This is a genomic window from Bacillus aerius, from assembly GCF_029894105.1.
Taxonomy (GTDB): Bacteria; Bacillota; Bacilli; order Bacillales; family Bacillaceae; genus Bacillus; species Bacillus altitudinis.
This window is the reverse complement of record NZ_JARYHO010000001.1, coordinates 2,042,775-2,063,088: the sequence shown is the minus strand read 5'-3', so window position 1 is coordinate 2,063,088 and position 20,314 is coordinate 2,042,775. Positions and strand designations below refer to the sequence as shown.

The following is a 20,314-nucleotide window of genomic DNA, read 5'->3' as shown; positions in this document are numbered from 1 at the left end:
GAACATGAAAATTCATAAAAGTGCTCCTATGAATGGAGAAATTCATATTCCAGGAGATAAATCCATTTCTCATAGATCTGTGATGTTTGGCGCTATTGCTGACGGGACTACAGTAGTAAAAAACTTTCTTCCTGGCGCTGATTGTTTAAGCACGATTGATTGTTTTAGAAAAATGGGTGTCGACATCGAACAAAAAGGTACAGATGTTGTCATTCATGGTAAAGGACTAAAAGGACTTAAAGAGCCGAGCGATATTCTCGATGTTGGTAACTCTGGCACAACCATTCGTTTAATGATGGGAATCTTGGCTGGCTGTGAGTTCCACAGTACGCTGATCGGAGACGAAAGTATTGCCAAAAGACCGATGAAACGGGTAACAGGTCCGCTCAGACAATTAGGAGCCAAGATCGATGGTAGAGCAAATGGCGAGTATACACCGCTTTCTATACGTGGGGGTAATTTAAAAGCTATCTCTTATGAGTCTCCAGTTGCCAGTGCCCAGATTAAGTCGGCTGTCCTTCTAGCTGGACTGCAGGCAGAAGGAACAACGACGTTAACTGAACCGCATAAATCAAGAGACCATACCGAAAGAATGTTATCAATGTTTGGTGTCTCGCTACATGAAGATGCACAAAGTGTTTCAATTGAAGGTGGACAAACGTTAAAAGCAACAGATGTATTTGTCCCTGGAGATATTTCTTCAGCTGCATTTTTCTTAGTGGCTGGATCTATCGTTCCAAACAGCCGGATTGTATTGAGAAATGTCGGTTTGAACAAAACGAGAACTGGTATTATAGATGTGCTAAAACAAATGGGTGCAGACCTCGACATTCAAGAAGTGGATGCTAAAGGCGGAGAACCGTACGGTGATTTAACGATCTCTACCTCTTCATTAAAAGGGATCGACATTTCAGGTGATATGATCTCTAGACTCATCGACGAAATTCCTATTATTGCGCTCCTAGCTACTCAAGCAGAAGGAACAACGATCATTAAAGATGCTGCTGAATTAAAAGTGAAAGAAACCAATCGTATTGATACAGTCGTTTCAGAACTTAAAAAACTAGGTGCTCATATTGAAGCAACAGATGATGGAATGAAGATTCATGGTAAAACGAGCCTTAAAGGCGGTGCAGTCGTCTCAAGCTACGGAGATCATCGAATTGGTATGATGTTAGGAATTGCGGCATGTATAACAGAGCAAGCAATCGAGATTGAAGATACAGATGCAGTACGTGTATCTTATCCAAATTTCTTTGAACACATTGAATACTTAACGCAAACAGTCTGAGGATTTCCTCAGGCTTTTTCTTTCCTTTTGCATATTTGAAAGAACTATAGCATAGCTTGTCTCAAGGTGAAACCTTGAAAAAGAGCATTTTGCTGATTCAAAAACAATTTTTTAGCGTATTCGGTTTACAAATCATCAGTTTAGTAAAGTATTGATTGAAAAAGAGTCTTCAAAACACAAAAATGGCTTCATGTTAAAAGAGCAACATATTTGCTGGATATGCAGCTGTCGATTATGATATGAAGTAACAACAGTTTAGGTTTTTGGAAACAGAAAGGAACGGTTTGATTTGAATAGTTCATTACAAGAAGCCATAAAATTAGTTGAGGCGGGTGAGACTGAAAAGGGACTCCAAACACTTGCTCAAGCAGAGAAGCATCTTCATGATGAAGAAAAAGCGCAGGCAGCTCAGTTATATTATGACTGGGGAGATATTGATAAAGCACGGAATCTCATTAGTGATTTACATGATTTATATCCAGAAGAAACAGGATTGACCTGTTTTTATGCAGAGCTGTTAATAGACTCTGATGAAGAAGAGAAAGCAATAGCAGTTCTTGAAACGATTCCTGAAGATGACGATGCGTATCCAGAGAGTTTATTGTTAATGGCAGATTTGTATCAAATGCAAGGACTATTTGAAGTTAGTGAACAAAAGCTTTTAAAAGCGAAAGAGTTACTACCTCATGAAGCCGTCATTGATTTTGCTTTAGGGGAATTGTATTTTTCTCAAGGTCTTTCAAAGAAAGCAGCCGACTATTTCTACAAAGTGGCCGATCAACAAAATGAAATTGGTGGTGTCAATGTATATCAGCGGCTCGCTGAATCATTAAGCACAGCTGGAGAATTTGAAGATGCCCTTGAATGGTATGAAAAGGCTGTAAAAGATCAAGTGGATCCAAATACACTTTTTGGCTACGGATTTACAGCGATGAGGGCTGGCAGAACGAAAACGGCTATTCAGCAGCTCTCTGAACTAAAAGATATTGATCCTTCGTATTCATCACTTTATATGCCTTTAGCCAAAAGCTATGAGGAAGAAGGACTATATCATGAAGCTTTAGAGATAGTAAAAGAAGGAATTAAAGTGGATGAGTATAACAAAGAGTTATATTTATATGGGGCAAAGATTGATTTGAAAAATGGCCATTCGGAAGATGCGAAAAAATTGCTTCAAGAAGCACTAGCTCTTGATCCAGGATATATTGAAGCGGTTCAAACGCTGCTTGCGATCTATTTAAATGAAGAGCTGTTTGATGAAATTCTGGATGTGATTAAAGAGGTTAAAAGCTTTGGGGAAGAAGATCCAAAATGGAATTGGTATGCTGCTTCTGCTTCTGTCGGACGAGAAGAATACGATGAAGCCGCTGAGTATTTCAAACTTGCTCTGCCTGATTTTGATGAGGAACGTGACTTTTTATATGAATATGCTTCGTTCCTTTTAGAAGAAGGCAGACAAAAAGAAGCCTTGCCGTTATTACGAAAAGTTCTTCAGAAAGATGGCACGAATGAAGAAATTGAAGAAACGATTTTAAGAATTGAAGACGAAATTTCCTTATAGTTTGCAGGAATGAAGAACTGGTTTGTTGAATAATTCATGTATAGCAATTTAATTTACGATAGAGGAGGGAATAACATGCAGACCCCTGTTTCTGTCAATGAAAAGAAGGAATTTATCCGATGGTTCTTAAACCATTATCAGTTAAAGCGAAGAGAGTGTGTTTGGATATTAAATTATTTAATGAGTCACGACTCTTTGATGGAAAAGGTTCATTTTGTAGAGCAAGCAGAATTTTGCCCAAGGGGAATTATTATGTCAACACACTGTGTGGATGAAGTTCCCTTTAGATTTTATAAAGAAAATATCATGACGACAGATGCAGAAAAATCATTTCATGATATTCGTTTGAATAAACAGCAAGATTTGTTTATTCAATTGAATTTCCGATCTGCATATCGTTCGCCGGAATATGCCGCTGTACTTGAAACAAATCCTCATATTCCTAAAGATCTTTATGAAAATGAAAAAGATAAAGATCTTGCTGAGAAAGTGCTAGAGCATTCTATCGCTACTTTCCAAAAAGAACGGCTGATGAAAGAAATCGATGAAGCGCTTGACCGTCATGATCAAGAAACATTTAATAAGTTAGCAAAAGAATTAAGCCTATTATCATAAACCAAGCCAATAAGCCTTGCCCTATACAGGCAGGGCTTATGTGATGAAAGAGGGGAACTAGATGAAGTTTCAGGCGGAGGACGCGGATCTCTTTTTACAATCTAAAGATTACATTGATACCGCTATCATTCCATTAGTTGGGATAAACGCAAGCCATATCAAACAAACCGTGTCTTTAGGTGAGTTCACAATGCTTGTGGCAGAGGATCTTGAAAGGCAACTGAAAGGCAGAGTGTTTCTTTTTCCTCCACATACATATTTAGAAGTAAATAATCGTAAGCAAGAAGACATACTTGCACTAAAACAATCATTGCAAGAACATTTTCAGCATGTTGTGTTTATCACATCTGATAACAAATGGAAAGAACAGCTAGAAGTGAGTGAATCGGCATTTATATTGCAGTCTGTTCCGCTTGAGCATTTAAAGGTCAATTTAAAGCAAAAAGTCATTCAAGACAGTGTAGAACAAATTTTGAACTTTTTGTTACAAAAATGGAACCCGTCATAAAAACCCTTACATTTGCATTGTACATAGCTTTTTAGGCTGTTGACCTTGTGAATAGATTGATATATTATGAGGGTGTCCTAGTTTTATGAAATTTTTTCTAATTCAGTTATAAAGTAGCTGACGACCTGAGGGGGGGAGAAAAAAATGAGCGAGAAGAGACATGGAGTGTCCAGGCGTCAATTTTTGAATTACACGTTGACCGGCGTGGGGGGATTTATGGCCGCTGGAATGCTCATGCCTATGGTTCGCTTTGCGCTTGACCCTGTGCTAAAAGGAACAGAGGATCAGGATATGGTTCAAGTTGTCAGTGTAGATGAACTGACAAAAGAACCGAAGCGCTTTGACTTTAAAATTGATCAAGTAGATGCATGGTATGAGTCAAAGGAATCTAGGTCTGCATGGGTGTACAAAGAAGGGGATGAAATTGTCGCTTTATCGCCAATCTGTAAACATTTAGGATGTACAGTGAACTGGAACAGTGATCCGAAAAATCCAAACAAATTTTTCTGTCCATGCCATTATGGGCTGTACGACAAGGATGGTACAAACGTACCCGGAACTCCGCCGCTTGCACCGCTTGACCATTATAAGCAGCAAGTGAAGGACGGATACCTCTATCTTGGAAAAGCTGTGCCGAAAGGGGAAGGGTAACGATGCTTAACAAGATTTACGATTGGGTAGATGAGCGGCTGGACATCACACCGATATGGAGAGACATTGCGGATCATGAAGTGCCTGAGCACGTCAATCCAGCACATCATTTCTCTGCTTTTGTGTATTGTTTTGGCGGTTTAACGTTTTTTGTGACGGTCATTCAAGTCCTTTCGGGCATGTTTTTAACGATGTATTATGTACCGGATATTAAAAACGCATGGGAATCTGTCTATTATTTGCAAAATGAAGTGGCATTTGGACAAATTGTAAGAGGGATGCACCACTGGGGTGCGAGTCTAGTCATTGTTATGATGTTTTTACATACGCTGAGGGTCTTTTTCCAAGGGGCGTATAAAAAGCCTAGAGAGTTAAACTGGATTGTTGGTGTGCTCATTTTCTTTGTGATGCTTGGACTTGGTTTTACAGGATATCTTTTACCGTGGGATATGAAGGCGCTATTTGCGACGAAGGTTGGTCTTCAAATTGCAGAGGCGACACCTTTCATCGGGAAAGAGATTAAAACGCTGCTTGCAGGTCATCCTGACATTGTAGGTGCACAAACGCTGACGAGATTTTTCGCTATCCATGTCTTTTTCTTGCCAGCGGCATTATTTGGGCTGATGGCTGCCCACTTTATTATGATTCGTAAGCAAGGAATTTCTGGACCGCTTTAAAATTTTGCGTTTGATGAATGTTCAATGAGGAGGGGATGACTTTGCATAGGGGAAAAGGGATGAAGTTTGTCGGAGATTCCAGAATACCGGCAGAAAGAAAACCTAACATACCTAAAGACTATTCCGAATATCCGGGAAAAACCGAAGCCTTTTGGCCGAACTTTCTTTTAAAGGAATGGCTTGTAGGTGCTGTTTTTTTAATTGGATTTCTTGTCCTAACTGTTGTTCATGCACCTCCGCTTGAGCGGATGGCTGATCCGACAGATACGGGCTATATTCCGCTGCCAGACTGGTATTTCTTATTTTTATACCAGTTGTTAAAATATGAGTTTGCTGCAGGAAGCTATACGGTAGTTGGCGCAATGATTATGCCTGGAATTGCGTTTGGTGCTCTTTTACTCGCACCATTTCTTGATTCTGGTCCTGAACGTAGGCCATATCGAAGACCAATTGCAGTTGGGATGATGATTCTTGCAGTTGGTGCAGCAACCTATTTAACATGGGAGTCTGTTGCTACTCATGACTGGGAAGCAGCAGCGAAGCAAGGTGAAATCAAGAAAGAAGCAGAGATTGATACCTCAGCTGAAGAGTATAAAATTTATCAAGAGCAGACATGTATCTCCTGTCACGGAGATAATATGCAAGGCGGGGCAGCTGGACCGTCACTTGTTGACAATGGCTTAGCACCAGAGGAAATTGCGAAAATCGCTGTAGAAGGAAAAGGCAACATGCCTAAGGGCATTTTTAAAGGCAGCGATGAAGAACTTGAAAAGCTCTCGAAATATTTATCTGAGGTCAAATCTAAATAATTCAGTTGTTTAAATGCAAGTACAAGGATATACTCAAAAGGAGAAAAAAGCTGGCGCTGTCAGCTTTTTTCTGATTTTAACAGATCGTGAGTGAAGAGAAATATGAGATGGATTCAATATCTGCTAGCCACACGCTACATGCTTGTGCTCGTGCTCATTGTCAACTTTCTTGGTACTGCGTACGGCTATTACTGGTATATTCCGCAGCTCGTAGAGACGCCGGCTGTCTTTTTACCTTTTGTACCGGACAGTCCGACGGCAAGCTTTTTCTTTTTATTTGTATTACTAGCCTTTCTAATGAAACGCCATGCTCCTTATTTTGAAGCACTGGCCCTTGTCACCTTGATCAAATATGGATTATGGGCTGTAGGGATGAATCTTTTCGTGCTCGTTTCTGTTGATGATTTTCCGTGGGAAGGATATATGCTAATTGGTTCGCACTTTGCGATGGCGGTACAGGCTGTGTTATTTGCCCCGTATTATCGTTTTCACATGCGTCATTTGGTTGTAGCAGGCATATGGATTTTACATAATGATGTGATTGATTATGTATTTGGAATGATGCCGCGTTATTCTATGCTTTCTGCCTATTCAAATGAGATCGGCTACGTGACGTTTTGGTTAAGTATTGCCGTTCTTCTTGTTTCGTATTATCTTGTCCTCTCGAAAAAATCGGTCAAGCTTGAGCTCCCTTAACAATGTTGGTCTAACCTTGTCCTTTTTTTCATACGCTGTATGGAGAAAGGCTAGGAGGGACTTGCATGAAACGAAAGTCAATCGCGATGATTCTATTATTATTTCTCGTCTTGCATCCAGCTGCTGCAAAAGGTGAGGAAACAACAGCTGCTAAAGCGCTGCAAGAATTAACGGAACTATCAGATTCAATCTTTCAATTAACGAGACAAGCTAAATATGATGAGGCATTACAAGTCGCATTGTATGCTGAAAAGACATTTAAAGCTGAGAATTGGCGTGGAACTCTGACGAATACGCAGGTTCGGCAAATTACACTTGGCTATCAAGATATCATTAAAGGACTCCCGCAGGAAGACTTAAATGAGCGCGAAAAACTTCGGTATGCCTCTCAGTTTAGAATGCTTCTTGATGCGATACAATCAAATTCGGAACCTCTTTGGGGTTCGCTCGAGAAGCCGATTATGGGGTCTTTTCCGACATTAAAGAAAGAAGTAAAAGATCCAGAATCGACGACGTTCTATGAAACTTGGAATGAGCTGGTTTCATTGTATGATATGATTTATCCGAGTTTAACCATTGATATCTCGCCTGAAAAGCTGCAAACGATTAAGCAGCACATGGAAGTAATTGAACAAGGTGAATTTTTAAAAGCATCGAGTGGGACAAAGCTTGAGCGTCTCACGAAACTCGAAGAAGATTTATCAAGTGTGTTTGCGAACGTTGATCAAGATGAAGCGGATCCATCGCTTTTATGGGTCATCTTAACAACAGGAAGTATGATTTTACTCACTTTAACGTATGTTGGGTTTAGGAAATACCGTGCTGAAAAAGAAAAAAAGCAAAAGCGACAAGCCGATTATCCAAAGTCATAAAAAAAGAAGCACCGTTATCGGGCTTCTTTTTTTAGTGGGGATTGAGCGGCTTTTTATGTTCATCTAATGTGAAGCCTTCACCAAGTACGTCATGCACGTCACTCACTGATACAAAGGCATGAGGATCGACGGAAGTTACGACACTCTTGAGGTGGACAAGCTCATTTTTTGGAACGACGCAGTAAAGCACGTTGCGTTCCTGTTTCGTATAGGAGCCGACACCCTTTAAAATGGTCACTCCGCGCTCCATTTCCTCTGTGATTTTCTTTTGAATGATGTCATCCTTTTCAGAAATAATCATCGCTCCTTTGGCAGCGTAAGCGCCTTCTTGCATGAAGTCGATGACTTTTGCAGCAACAAATACGGCAACAAGTGTATACATGGCTTCTTTGTAATTTAAATAGGTGAGAGAGATGGTAATGACACATGCGTCGAAGATAAACATCGTTCTTCCCATTGCGACTTGATAATGTTTGTTGATCAGTCTTGCAATAATGTCCACGCCGCCTGTTGTCCCGCCGAATTTAAAGATGATTCCGAGGCCTGTTCCGATAAACACACCTGCAAAGAGTGCGGCTAAGGCTAAATCATGCTGAAGAGGCATATGTATTTGAAAGCGCTGAAAGATGGCTAGAAAGACAGAAAGACTGACGGTTCCGACAATTGTATATGTAAACATGGTTCTGCCAAGCATTTTCCAGCCGATAAAAAAGATCGGAATGTTTAACACAAGGTTTGAAATAGATGGGTCAATGTGAAATAGAAAATATAAAAGCAGTGTGATACCTGTAAATCCGCCTTCCGCCAAGTTGTTCTGCATATTAAAATGAACAAGGCCGAAAGAAAAAATCGCAGATCCTATTAAAATAAATACGATATTTTTAAGACGAATTTCTTTTAGCAAAAGATCACTCCTTTTTTTGCTTAGACAGCGATAATATTATATGGTATGGAAGAGAAACAAGCAAACTGAGTTTTAAACATTTGTCAAATATTTATGATTTCGCTAACATGTAAGAGATGGATAGGAGGATGAGCTTCATGACGAATGAAAAAACGCTGCGTCACGTGCAGCAAGAAGTCGATGATTACATAGGACAATTTAAAGAAGGCTATTTCAGCCCGCTTGCCATGATGGCCCGTCTGACAGAAGAATTAGGTGAGCTGGCAAGAGAGGTCAACCATTACTATGGAGAAAAGCCGAAAAAAACAACAGAAACAGAAAAAAGCATGGAAGAAGAAATTGGCGATGTGCTGTTTGTGTTAACATGCCTTGCCAATTCACTCAATATATCACTTGAAGAAGCCCATGATCGTGTGATGCATAAATTCAATACAAGAGACAAAGACCGCTGGACGAAAAAAGAAGGGAAGTAGAGAAGATGACGAATCAAACCATCAAAGTTGTAATCGCTGGAGCAAGAGGAAGAATGGGGATAGAGGCTGTCAAGCTGGCAGAAGAAACAAGCCATTTTGAACTAGTAGCAGCACTTGATCACACACATGAGGGGAAAAAGCTATCAGATGTGCTTCATACAACATCTGATGCGCCCATTTATACGGATATTGACGTGTGTCTTTCAGAAACAGCACCGGATGTATTAATTGATTTGACGACCCCAGAAATCGGGAAAGTACATACAAAAAAAGCCCTTGAACATGGCGTACGTCCAGTCGTAGGCACAACAGGTTTTTCAGAAGACGACCTAAAAGAACTTCAGCAATTAACAGAAGAAAAAGGGATAGGCTGTATTATTGCGCCTAACTTTGCTGTTGGTGCTGTTTTAATGATGAAGTTTGCCAAAATGGCAGCGAATTATTTTCCTGATGTTGAAATCATTGAGCTTCATCATGATAAAAAATTGGACGCTCCGAGCGGTACAGGACTAAAAACGGCTGAAATGATTGCTGAAGTAAGAGAAAGCAAAAAGCAGGGGCACCCTGAAGAAAAAGAACTAATCGAAGGTGCTCGAGGAGCAGATTATGATGGCATCCGTCTTCACAGCGTAAGGCTTCCAGGCATGATTGCTCATCAAGAAGTGCTGTTTGGAATGGACGGACAGACGCTCACGATCCGTCATGATTCTTATAACCGTGCATCCTTTATGTCAGGTGTGAAGCTTTCTGTTGAACAGGTGATGCATATTGATCAACTCGTCTATGGCTTAGAAAATATTATCGACTAATAAGGAGTGGATCCCTGATGAACATTGCTTTAATCGCTCACGATAAGAAAAAAAGTGACATGATTCAATTCGCCATTGCGTATCGAGATCTTTTGGCAGATCATACACTTTATGCAACAGGAACCACAGGTTTAAGAGTGAAAGAAGCGACTGGGCTGCCCATTCAACGTTTCCAATCAGGACCACTTGGAGGAGATCAGCAGATCGGTGCTATGATTGCTGATAATGCAATGGATCTTGTGCTCTTTTTTAGAGACCCTCTCACTGCACAGCCGCATGAACCGGATGTATCTGCACTCATCCGGCTTTGCGATGTGTATGCCATCCCATTAGCAACCAATATGGGGACCGCCGAAATTTTAGTCAGGAATTTAAATAAAGGTACGTTTGATTTTCGAGATGTAGCAAAAAACGGAGGAACGCATGAAACCACTTGATATCCTTGCATTCGGTGCCCATAGCGATGATGTAGAGATCGGTATGGGTGGAACGATTGCAAAATACGTAAAAAAAGGGGCACGTGTTGGGATTTGTGACTTGACTCAGGCTGAATTATCTTCAAATGGAACGGTTGAAAGCCGAAAAGAAGAGGCCAGAGCAGCCGCTGCCATTTTAGGCGTCACGACTCGAATCCAGCTCACGCTGTCAGATAGAGGACTTTATCTGAATGACGAAGCGATGAAAGAAATTGCAGGTGTCATCCGAACATACAAACCGAGACTTATTTTTGCCCCGCACCACCAAGATCGACATCCTGATCATGGTCATGCGGGTTCACTTGTAGAAGAGGCCGCTTTTTCTGCAGGTATACATAAATTTGAAGATTCATACAAGCAGCCAGCGCATAAAATAAGCCAGATGTATTATTACATGATTAATGGCCACCATCGTCCAGATTTTGTGATCGATATTTCAGACGAGATGAAGCAAAAAATTGATAGCTTACATGCGTATAAAAGCCAATTTGTCAAAACAGAGAGTTCAGTGGAGACACCGCTTGTAAATGGTTATATCGATTTTGTCAAAATGAGAGAGTCGATGTATGGAAGGGAAGTCAATAAACCTTTTGCAGAAGGGTTTCTGACAAAGAAGCCACTTTTGATGGACGATGACTTACTTGGGGGGTAATTATGAAAAAATTGAAGATCGGAATCACTTGTTATCCGAGTGTTGGCGGTTCGGGCATTATTGCCACAGAGCTTGGAAAACGTTTAGCTGAAAAAGGGCACGATGTTCATTTCATTACCTCAAGTATTCCGTTTAGACTCAATAAAGTGTATCCGAATATTTATTTTCATGAGGTGGATGTCACTCAATATGCTGTGTTTCAATATCCGCCTTATGACCTTGCACTGGCAAGTAAACTCGCAGAAGTCGCAAAACGAGAGAAGCTTGATATTATTCATGCGCATTATGCGGTCCCTCACGCTGTCTGTGCGTTCTTAGCCAAACAAATGACTGGACAGTCTGTCAAAGTCGTCACCACCCTTCACGGGACGGATATTACGGTTTTAGGCTATGACCCATCTTTAAAGGAAGTTATCCGGTTTGCGATCGAATCATCTGACCGCGTAACGGCTGTATCACATTCATTAGCTGCGCAGACATACGATCTGATTAAACCGAATAAAAAAATTGATACGATCCATAATTTCGTCGATGAGCGCGTATATTTGCGCGAAGATCACGAAGTGCTGAAGACGCATTATGGTCTTCTGCAGGATGAGAAGGTCGTCATCCATGTATCAAATTTCCGTAAAGTGAAGCGGGTGCATGACGTAATCCATGTGTTTAAACAGATTTCTGAACAGGTGAATGCAAAACTGCTACTGATTGGGGACGGCCCTGAAAAATCGGTTGTTTGCGAGCTGGTGAAAAAGCTTGGATTAACGGACCGCGTGTTATTTTTAGGAAAGCAAGAGAAGGTGGAGGAGCTCTATTCGATTAGTGATTTGAAGCTGCTGCTTTCTGAGAAAGAGAGTTTTGGTCTTGTACTACTTGAAGCAATGGCATGCGGAGTACCTTGTATAGGAACAGACGTTGGAGGAATTCCAGAGGTGATTGCACATGGAGAGACAGGATTCCTTGTTCCGCTTGGTGATGTAGATGGAGCAGCAAAACATGCCATCTCTATTCTGAAAGACAATGCGCTCCATAAGCAAATATCGATGGCAGCCAAGTCTAGTGTTGAAGCCAATTTCTCTTCTGACAAAATTGTGAGAGAGTATGAAGAGCTTTACTTAGAATTGATCGAAGGTGATGTTGAAGATGAATGAACCATTCACACATGCGATCCCTATTTTACATACACTGCATGAACATGGGTATCAAGCTTATTTTGTCGGCGGTGCGGTGAGAGATGTCCTTTTAGGCAGGGAAATTGGAGATATCGATATTGCGACAGATGCCACACCTGATGTGGTGGAGTCTTTATTTGATAAAACAGTAGATGTCGGTAAAGAGCATGGCACTGTTATTGTGTTACTTGACGGGGTCAGCTATGAGGTCACTACGTTTCGGACTGAATCAGAATATGAAGACTTTCGCCGGCCTAAAGAAGTGGCGTTTATTTCATCACTAAAAGAAGATCTTTTAAGAAGAGATTTAACGATCAATGCAGTGGCCATGGATATTTATGGTGACATCATTGACCATGTGGGCGGCAATCGGGATATGAAGCGGAGACGAATTCAAACGGTTGGAGATCCTGCATGCCGCTTTCAAGAAGATGCGCTTCGGATGATGAGAGCGGTGCGGTTTTTAAGCCAGCTCGGGTTTGAGCTTTCTAAAGAGACGGAAGAAGCAATGAAAAAAGATAAACATCTGCTTGCTAACATATCTGTTGAACGCAAAAAAATCGAAATGGAAAAACTTTTAAAAGGCCGCTACTGTGAGCAAGCGATCAAGGTGCTCATCTCCACCAAATTGTATGAAGAATTGCCCGGCCTCAAAAAAGATCAGCTGAATGAAACGTTCCAAGCTTTCCCGTATTATTTATTGGATGGGTTAGATGAGGTGTGGGGAGCCTTTATCCATTTACTTGGTCTAGATGAGGCGGAGGCGGTGTCCTTTTTAAAAGAATGGAAGTTATCAACGAAACTTTTAAAAGAAGCCGTTGCCATTAGCAAATATGTTGATTGTGACTGGGATGCGGAAAAAATGTTTGAAGCTGGTGAACATGTCCTGCTTTCTAGTATGAAAATCACGCAGCTCAAACATGAGCGCCGCATTTTCTTTGATGAGCTGGAGGCGGCGAAACGTTCATATGATGCGTTGCCGATTAAACAGCTTCAAGACCTTGCAGTGTCAGGAAAAGATTTGATGGCCTTTCGGCAAAAGCCAGCTGGTAAATGGATTGCAGAAGAGCTTGCTTCTGTGAAAAAAGCCGTTTTGCAAAACCAGCTTGAAAACCGAAAAGAAGTCATAGAGGAGTGGCTCATAGCGTGCGATCAGCGATTAGAAAACGATTAATTGAACTATTTACAGCATCTGAGCAAGATTTTGTCTCAAGCCAGCAAATATGTGATGAGCTTGGCTGCTCCCGAACGGCAGTATGGAAGCATATAGAGGATTTGCGAAAAGAGGGATATGAGGTCGAAGCGGTCAGAAGAAAAGGATACCGGCTGCTTCGTAAACCGGACAAAATTAGTGAAGACGAAATTCTGTTTGGTTTGGAAACAGAGCTGTTTGGCAGGCATATTTACTTTCAAGAAGAAGTCGCCTCAACTCAGCTCATTGCCCATGACCTCGTCAATAAAGGAGCCCCGCACGGCTCGCTTGTTGTCAGTGATCATCAGACAAACGGAAAAGGACGCCTTCAAAGAACGTGGCATTCACCAAATGGGACAGGCATTTGGATGAGTTTGATTCTCCGGCCGGAAATACCGCTGCACAAAGCGCCGCAAATGACGCTTTTAGCATCTGTCGCCATCGCTGAAGCCATCGCGCAGCAAACGGGTCTCAGTCCATCAATCAAATGGCCAAACGATATTTTGCTAAACGGAAAAAAGGTCGTTGGTATTTTGACTGAATTAAAAGCAGAAGCTGACCAAGTTCACGCAGTCATTATTGGTCCAGGCATTAACGTGAATCAGACGGCAAATGATTTTCCTGAAGAATTAAAGGATGTTGCAACGAGTTTGCAAATGGAGCTGGGTGAAAAGGTAGACAGAGCGGCATTGATTCAAACCATCATGTCCACCTTTGAAAAAAGGTATGATGAATATATGACTTATGGTTTTGCTCCGATCAAACAATTATGGGAATCATATGCGATGACCATTGGAAAGCGTATCATCGCACGCACCGTCAATGGGCAATATGCTGGAACGGCGCTTGGGATTAATGATGAAGGCGTTCTTTTACTCGAAACGGAAGGCGGAATCCAAAACATCTACTCCGCTGACATTGAGATCAAGTCAACTTAAGTGGAACACCACCCGGCACATTTTTGATATACTTCGTGTGGGCAGTATCTGAAAAAGAACTGTACCTGTTAGGAAGAAAAATTCGATAAATTTCTGCCTTGATCCTAAGGGACTTGGACAGAGGGATGATTCGTCTGCACATGAGAGATAAAAGCGTGTGAGATCAGACAAGCCATCTCCTCTCCAGAATGAGGAGGAACAAATGAAGACAAAGTTAGATTTTTTCAAAATGAAAGAACAAAACGAACCTATTGTGATGCTGACAGCATACGACTATCCAGCTGCAAAGCAAGCGGAAAAAGCGGAAGTCGACATGATCTTAGTTGGTGACTCACTTGGGATGGTTGTCCTTGGACTTGATTCCACAGTGCAAGTGACGATGGATGATATGATTCATCACACAAAAGCAGTCAAAAGAGGCGCAAAAGACACATTTGTTGTGACGGATATGCCATTTATGTCTTATCATTATTCATTAGAAGAAACGATGAAAAATGCAGCAAAAGCTTGAAGGTGGAGACGGAGTATTTGAATCCATCCAAGCACTTACAAGAGGCGGTATTCCTGTTGTAAGCCATTTAGGGCTGACCCCTCAATCAGTCGGTGTCCTTGGCGGCTATAAAGTGCAAGGAAAAGACAAAGAGAGTGCACAGAAATTGATTGAAGATAGTCTGAAATGCGAGGAAGCAGGCGCCATCGCTCTTGTGTTAGAGTGTGTACCTGGTGAACTGACAAAACGGATTACTGACATGCTAAAGATTCCTGTGATCGGAATTGGGGCAGGGGCTGAAGCAGATGGACAAGTTCTCGTTTACCATGATGTGGTAGGGTACGGCGTGTCTAGAACACCTAAATTTGTGAAACAATACGCGCAAATCGATGCTGTATTAGAAGAAGCGCTCATACAATATACAAAAGAAGTAAAAGCACGCACTTTCCCAGAGGATGCTCATACCTTTCATATGAAAGAAGAAGTCCTTGATGGTTTATATGGGGGGATCAAGGAATGAAGGTTGTCTCCCATATTCATGAACTAAAAGAAATGATCAAGCAGCATCAAAAGAAGCAGCATTCCATTGGATTTGTCCCTACAATGGGTTTCCTTCATGAAGGACATCTTACGCTTGCAAAAGAAGCGAGAGATCAAAATGACATCGTAGTGATGAGCATCTTTGTTAATCCATTGCAATTTGGACCGAATGAAGACTTTGAATCCTATCCAAGAGATATGAAAAGAGACCAGCGTCTTGCCGAAGAAACTGGAGTAGATATATTATTTACACCTGATGTGAAGGAAATGTACAAAGATGAGCCATCGATTACGATGACTGTTCAAAAGCGTACAGACGTCTTATGCGGGAAGAAACGCCCAGGACACTTCGACGGCGTTGTCACGGTGCTGACAAAGCTGTTTCACCTTGTCGCACCAACCAATGTATACTTTGGTCTAAAGGATGCACAGCAAGTCGCTGTTATCGATGCGATGATCAAGGATTTCTTTTTTGATCTTCACCTTGTGTCTGTTCCTACTGTTCGAGAAGAAGACGGTTTAGCGAAAAGTTCAAGGAACGTGTATCTGTCTGAAACAGAAAGGCAAGAAGCACCTGCTTTATACCGGGCATTAAAAAAAGGACAGACAGCTGTAGAAAACGGTGAACATGATGTAAATCGTATTTATCAATTAGTGGAAGAGGAGATTCTTCAAACGAGTGGAGAAATCGATTATATTGACATTTACTCCTACCCAGAGCTTGAACCTCTTCAGCACTTAACGGGCCAAGTGATCATTGCCACTGCTGTGAAGTTCTCCCGGGCAAGACTGATAGATAATGTGATTTTCCATGTTCCTGAAAGCGGTGAAAAGCATGTATAGAACTTTTATGACCTCGAAACTTCATAAAGCGACAGTGACTGAAGCAAACTTACACTATGTAGGTAGTATTACCATCGACGAAGATTTGCTTGATGCGGCAGGCATGATGGCAAATGAGAAAGTGCAAATTGTTAATAATCACAATGGTGCTAGACTTGAAACATATATCATCCCTGGAGAAAGAAAGAGCGGTGTCATTTGTTTAAATGGTGCGGCAGCAAGATTGGTTCAGCCAGGAGATGAAGTCATTATTATCGCTTATGGGATGTTGTCAGAGGAAGAAGCGAAATCGCACACACCTAAAGTGGTCGTGTTAAATAAACAAAATCAAATTGAACAAATGATTGGGCAAGAGCCTGCGAGAACGATTTTATAACGCACGCTCACATGGAAACAGAACAGTTTCATCATAAGGAAGCTGTTCTGTTTCAGCTATATTGCCCAGAGTGTGTTTCACTATGAGTGGAACGAGGAATTGAGGTGTCCATTTTATGACCGATCAAAGGTTTGTTGTCGTTGATATTGAAACCACCGGGAATTCACCAAAAAAAGGTGATAAAATCATTCAAATTGCTGCGGTGGTCATTGAAAATGGACAAATTGTCGAACGGTATTCAAAATATGTGAACCCAGGGAAAACGATTCCTGGATTTATTGAACAGCTGACAGGTATTAAGCAGCACATGGTTGATGACGCGGTGTTTTTTGAGGACATTGCCCAAGAGGTGTATGATCTCATACAGGGCGCTTATTTTGTTGCGCACAATGTTCATTTTGATTTGAACTTTTTAAACGATGAACTAAAAGCATGCGGGAAAAATGAGCTGGATGTGCTAGCGATTGATACGGTTGAAATTTCTAGAATTCTTTATCCTGAGCTTGAAGGTTATAAGCTAACTGAATTAAGCGAAGAGCTCATGCTTCCACATGACCACCCGCACAGGGCGGATAGTGATGCGGAAGTTACTGCCATGTTATTTTTAACCTTATTACATCAATTAAGGAATACACCGCCAAATGTGTTAAAACAGCTGCGCAGATTATCCTCTTATCTTCTAAGTGATATAGGACTTTTAATTAAGCAGCTTGAAACCAATCACTCTAGTCAGGATGATTCGCTTGTAGAAGTAGGATCTTTTGCTGTGAAAGATGTGACCAATCCTATCACTGAATCGACATATGCAGTAGGCGCTGACGACGAGCAGCTGTTTGAGGAGATAAAAGAGAAGCTTCCTCAAACATTAGAAGGCTATGAAGTAAGAGAAGGCCAGCTCACGATGATGAACAAAGTAAGAGATGCGTTCCATGAAAGAGCTTATGCGTTAATTGAAGCGGCGCCAGGAATCGGGAAAACACTCGCTTATCTTATACCAGCTGCTTTAGAAGCAAAGAAATCAGGAAAACCTGTCATTATCAGTACATATTCTATTTTACTGCAGCAGCAAATGCTTCAGCGCGATGTTCCGCTACTCAAGCAATTGCTCCCATTTGAGCCAGCCGCCTGTGTGTTTAAAGGGCGGGCACATTATATTTGTTTAGATAAGTTTGAGCATGTCCTGCATGAGGAAGATGATAACTATGATGTTGTCTTAACAAAAGCGCAAATTTTAATGTGGCTTCTTGTCACTGAAACAGGTGATTTGTCTGAACTGAATTTACCGTCAGGAGCTGCAAATATAAAAGACCGTATCTCTTGTGTGCATATGCCATTTACATCGAAAAAACGCCGTTTTAAAGAACATTGTTTTTATGAACGGGCTAAACGAAAGGCTCAAACCGCTGATTTAATTTTGACGAATCACCGTCTGCTTTTATCTCAAACAGAAGGAGCTTCTATCTTTCAGCATGCAGATGTCTATGTGATTGATGAGGCCCACCAATTTGAAAAAACAGCCAATGAAACGCTAGGTGACAGTGCGTCTTATATCCAGCTTCATGCGAAATTAACGCAGCTTGGCTCTTTGCATGGCGGGCTGCTTAAGAAATTGAAAAAGAGATTTCATGGGGCAGGTTTATCAACTGACACCTTTATTGAAATGGACGAGTATCTTCAGCAGCTTCAGATGGAAAGTGACGCATTTTTTAGTACCGTTCATTCTTTTGTCAAAAGGACAAAACCAAAAGCGGACATCAATCGTCTCATTCATAGAGTCCGTCATCATTCAAAACATGCTCAGTGGGTCCGAATTAAAGAATCAGCGAGTAAGCTTTGTTCGTTATTGATTGCTTGTGAGAAACTGTATGAGCAGCAAAAAAATGAGTTGCTTCACAAAAGTGATCAGTTCATAGAGCAGTTTGCATTTGAAGCAGAAGAATACGATCAAGTGATGTCATTTATGCAGACATTCTGCAGTACGCTGTACCGGTTTATCTTTGAACCAAACAATGATGAAACCGTTTGGATTGAGATTGATGCAAAGGGTGCCAAGAATGCTGTCTTTATGCACGCGCAGCCGCTAGATACAGGGGAGTTGCTAGCTGATCGGTTCTTCATGAACAAAAAAAGCGTTGTCCTCACATCAGGGACGCTTACCATCAATCAACGCTTTGATTATTGCTTGGAACGATTTGGACTGCAAGATTTTTACCCACACCTTGTCCAAATTGATTCACCTTTTGAACTTGAAAAACAGCTTAAGGTCGTTGTGCCGGCTGACATGCCGCCGATCACAAACCGTGATGAACGCGAATATGTGAAGCAAGCTGCAACATATATTAAGATCATGGAAAAGCAGGATCAAGCGAAAATATTGGTATTATTTAATTCACATGAGATGTTAAAAGCAGTGTATGAAGAGCTGAAATCAGAAGGTATGCAATCGGCATTGTTTGCTCAAGGTTTGACAGGCGGGAGCCCTGTAAAATTGACGAAAATGTTCAAATTGGCTAAGCAGGCCATCTTGCTAGGAACAGGGAGTTTCTGGGAAGGTGTGGATTTTCCTGGCTCAGAGCTAACGACCGTCATTATGGCAAGGCTTCCTTTCCGCCCGCCCGATTCACCGCTCATTGAAGCAAAATGCGAAGCGGCAAAAAAACAGGGGAAGAATCCGTTTAAAGCCGTCGCTCTCCCGGAAGCTGTGTTAACTTTTAAGCAAGGAGCAGGCCGCTTGCTGCGCTCGGAAAAAGACATCGGAACATTGCTGATTTTAGACCGCCGAGTGAAAACCGCTTCGTATGGAAAACTATTTTTAGAATCACTTCATCATGCGCCAGTTCACGAGATGTCCAAAGAGTCGCTTGAGGCGTATATAGAAAAGCTTAACAACGAAAAGCCGCTGTCATAAGCGGCCTTTCACTGGTGTGGGTTTGGAGTTAATTTATCGTAACGGCTTTTTATGTTCCGTTGTAAAAATAGTATCGGTTCTCACATTGAAAAGTATGATTAACAATATTTACGTACCGAGGAGGAATTAGAAGTGGAAAGTAAAATAGAGGTACTTTCAACTGTTCAAATTAAGCATTCAGAAGACCTATACAAAATCGTCGATTTGCTGAACAGAACGCTTAAAAGGGAAGATCTTATGTTTGGATTAGCATTAGATCAAGAAGATCAAAATCAAGCGATATTTACCATATATCGCACATAGGGGAAGCTTGACATGAAAAAAATAGTTTGGATTATTTCATCCGTTGCTGCGCTCGTTTTACTCATTGGCATCATTAGCTTTTCGTGGATATATCAAATTGCCATGGGTCAAAAAGAAGAAGGTCATGAGGCAGCGATTGAACGAGCAAAAAAGCAAGTATCATTAGCACAAGTAGAGCAAGTGGATACCTTTGTTGGGAAAGAAAAGCAATTTATTGTGGAAGGTAAAAACAAAAAAAACGAAGCGATCTATGTGTGGGTACCTGCCAGCAAAAAAGAAAAAGTCATTGCTAAAAAAGCAAAAGAAGGCATTACTTCAAACCAAGCAGTACAAGCCGTTCAAAAGGAGAACACCATTTCTAAGCTAAAAAATGTTCAATTAGCACGAGAAGGTGATGTGCTCCTTTGGGAAGTAACGTACTTAAATGAGAACAACCAATATAGTTTCAGCTATGTTGATTTTACGACAGGACGAGTGGAAAAAAATTTAACACCGTAGTTTCTTCTGTCTTGCGTTGACCATGCTGATTTAGAACGGTTATAATAAAATGTATGAAAAAAG

General features: G+C 41.2%; 22 protein-coding genes and 1 pseudogene. 22 read left to right on the top strand and 1 reads right to left on the bottom strand.

Annotated features, from left to right (window positions below; translation table 11 throughout):
- The first annotated feature begins 4 nt into the window (after window positions 1-4).
- The 9 genes from aroA (at window position 5) to ypjB (ending at window position 7,680) form a co-directional block, all read left to right on the top strand.
- A complete protein-coding gene (aroA, locus tag M2353_RS10545; protein ID WP_024718513.1) occupies window positions 5-1,291 on the top strand; it encodes a 3-phosphoshikimate 1-carboxyvinyltransferase in 1,287 nt (428 codons plus the stop codon).
- 289 nt (window positions 1,292-1,580) lie between these two features.
- Complete coding sequence (locus tag M2353_RS10540) at window positions 1,581-2,852, top strand: tetratricopeptide repeat protein (RefSeq protein WP_035702924.1); 1,272 nt, start codon at window positions 1,581-1,583, stop codon at window positions 2,850-2,852.
- Between the two features lie 75 nt (window positions 2,853-2,927).
- The gene (locus M2353_RS10535) at window positions 2,928-3,467 is read left to right on the top strand and encodes a ReoY family proteolytic degradation factor (RefSeq protein WP_008344562.1); all 540 of its coding nucleotides are present in this window, start codon (window positions 2,928-2,930) and stop codon (window positions 3,465-3,467) included.
- Between the two features lie 61 nt (window positions 3,468-3,528).
- The gene (locus M2353_RS10530) at window positions 3,529-3,975 is read left to right on the top strand and encodes a YpiF family protein (RefSeq protein WP_073414792.1); all 447 of its coding nucleotides are present in this window, start codon (window positions 3,529-3,531) and stop codon (window positions 3,973-3,975) included.
- Between the two features lie 144 nt (window positions 3,976-4,119).
- The gene (locus M2353_RS10525; RefSeq protein ID WP_007500911.1) at window positions 4,120-4,626 is read left to right on the top strand and encodes a ubiquinol-cytochrome c reductase iron-sulfur subunit; all 507 of its coding nucleotides are present in this window, start codon (window positions 4,120-4,122) and stop codon (window positions 4,624-4,626) included.
- Window positions 4,627-4,628: 2 nt separating this feature from the next.
- Window positions 4,629-5,303: a menaquinol-cytochrome c reductase cytochrome b subunit gene (gene qcrB, locus M2353_RS10520; protein ID WP_003215804.1), complete on the top strand. Its 675-nt coding sequence runs from the start codon at window positions 4,629-4,631 to the stop codon at window positions 5,301-5,303.
- Window positions 5,304-5,344: 41 nt separating this feature from the next.
- Complete coding sequence (locus tag M2353_RS10515) at window positions 5,345-6,112, top strand: menaquinol-cytochrome c reductase cytochrome b/c subunit (protein ID WP_008344567.1); 768 nt, start codon at window positions 5,345-5,347, stop codon at window positions 6,110-6,112.
- 102 nt (window positions 6,113-6,214) lie between these two features.
- Entirely contained in the window at window positions 6,215-6,808 is a 594-nt protein-coding gene (gene lhaT / locus M2353_RS10510) for a lipoprotein heptaprenylglyceryl N-acetyltransferase LhaT (protein WP_007500909.1), read from the top strand.
- Window positions 6,809-6,873: 65 nt separating this feature from the next.
- Window positions 6,874-7,680, top strand: a complete 807-nt coding sequence (gene ypjB / locus M2353_RS10505; RefSeq protein ID WP_008344572.1) for a sporulation protein YpjB — start codon at window positions 6,874-6,876, stop codon at window positions 7,678-7,680.
- Window positions 7,681-7,711: 31 nt separating this feature from the next.
- On the opposite strand, the gene M2353_RS10500 is transcribed toward ypjB, so the two are convergent.
- On the bottom strand, window positions 7,712-8,584 hold the full coding sequence (locus M2353_RS10500; RefSeq protein ID WP_003215598.1) for a YitT family protein: 873 nt from the start codon (window positions 8,582-8,584) through the stop codon (window positions 7,712-7,714).
- A gap of 137 nt (window positions 8,585-8,721) precedes the next feature.
- Here M2353_RS10500 and M2353_RS10495 point away from each other — a divergent pair, with 137 nt between their 5' ends.
- The 13 genes and pseudogenes from M2353_RS10495 (at window position 8,722) to tseB (ending at window position 20,251) form a co-directional block, all read left to right on the top strand.
- Window positions 8,722-9,057 carry a nucleotide pyrophosphohydrolase gene (locus tag M2353_RS10495; RefSeq protein WP_008344575.1) on the top strand — a complete coding sequence of 112 codons (336 nt, stop codon included), beginning with the start codon at window positions 8,722-8,724 and terminating at the stop codon, window positions 9,055-9,057.
- A gap of 5 nt (window positions 9,058-9,062) precedes the next feature.
- Window positions 9,063-9,866, top strand: a complete 804-nt coding sequence (dapB, locus tag M2353_RS10490) for a 4-hydroxy-tetrahydrodipicolinate reductase (protein ID WP_017359745.1) — start codon at window positions 9,063-9,065, stop codon at window positions 9,864-9,866.
- A 17-nt stretch (window positions 9,867-9,883) separates the two neighbouring features.
- Window positions 9,884-10,303 (top strand): methylglyoxal synthase, encoded by a 420-nt coding sequence (gene mgsA, locus M2353_RS10485; protein WP_249855684.1) that lies wholly within the window; start codon window positions 9,884-9,886, stop codon window positions 10,301-10,303.
- The gene (gene bshB1 / locus M2353_RS10480; protein ID WP_284725395.1) at window positions 10,290-10,994 is read left to right on the top strand and encodes a bacillithiol biosynthesis deacetylase BshB1; all 705 of its coding nucleotides are present in this window, start codon (window positions 10,290-10,292) and stop codon (window positions 10,992-10,994) included. Before mgsA ends, bshB1 begins: the two co-directional genes overlap by 14 nt.
- 2 nt (window positions 10,995-10,996) lie before the next feature.
- Complete coding sequence (bshA, locus tag M2353_RS10475) at window positions 10,997-12,142, top strand: N-acetyl-alpha-D-glucosaminyl L-malate synthase BshA (RefSeq protein WP_024718520.1); 1,146 nt, start codon at window positions 10,997-10,999, stop codon at window positions 12,140-12,142.
- Window positions 12,135-13,337 (top strand): CCA tRNA nucleotidyltransferase, encoded by a 1,203-nt coding sequence (locus tag M2353_RS10470; RefSeq protein ID WP_284725394.1) that lies wholly within the window; start codon window positions 12,135-12,137, stop codon window positions 13,335-13,337. The genes bshA and M2353_RS10470 overlap by 8 nt, the downstream gene beginning before the upstream one ends.
- Entirely contained in the window at window positions 13,310-14,293 is a 984-nt protein-coding gene (locus M2353_RS10465) for a bifunctional biotin--[acetyl-CoA-carboxylase] synthetase/biotin operon repressor (RefSeq protein WP_017367494.1), read from the top strand. Before M2353_RS10470 ends, M2353_RS10465 begins: the two co-directional genes overlap by 28 nt.
- Window positions 14,294-14,495: 202 nt before the next feature.
- Window positions 14,496-15,303, top strand: a pseudogene (gene panB / locus M2353_RS10460) (3-methyl-2-oxobutanoate hydroxymethyltransferase).
- Window positions 15,300-16,166, top strand: a complete 867-nt coding sequence (gene panC / locus M2353_RS10455) for a pantoate--beta-alanine ligase (RefSeq protein ID WP_039165690.1) — start codon at window positions 15,300-15,302, stop codon at window positions 16,164-16,166. Before panB ends, panC begins: the two are co-directional and overlap by 4 nt.
- A complete protein-coding gene (gene panD / locus M2353_RS10450; protein ID WP_017359738.1) occupies window positions 16,159-16,542 on the top strand; it encodes an aspartate 1-decarboxylase in 384 nt (127 codons plus the stop codon). The genes panC and panD overlap by 8 nt, the downstream gene beginning before the upstream one ends.
- A gap of 115 nt (window positions 16,543-16,657) precedes the next feature.
- Window positions 16,658-19,450 (top strand): ATP-dependent DNA helicase DinG, encoded by a 2,793-nt coding sequence (dinG, locus tag M2353_RS10445; RefSeq protein ID WP_024718523.1) that lies wholly within the window; start codon window positions 16,658-16,660, stop codon window positions 19,448-19,450.
- 132 nt (window positions 19,451-19,582) lie between these two features.
- Complete coding sequence (locus M2353_RS10440) at window positions 19,583-19,753, top strand: YpmA family protein (protein WP_008344594.1); 171 nt, start codon at window positions 19,583-19,585, stop codon at window positions 19,751-19,753.
- A 12-nt stretch (window positions 19,754-19,765) separates the two neighbouring features.
- Entirely contained in the window at window positions 19,766-20,251 is a 486-nt protein-coding gene (gene tseB, locus M2353_RS10435; protein WP_284725393.1) for a cell wall elongation/penicillin-binding protein regulator TseB, read from the top strand.
- Window positions 20,252-20,314 lie beyond the last annotated feature (63 nt).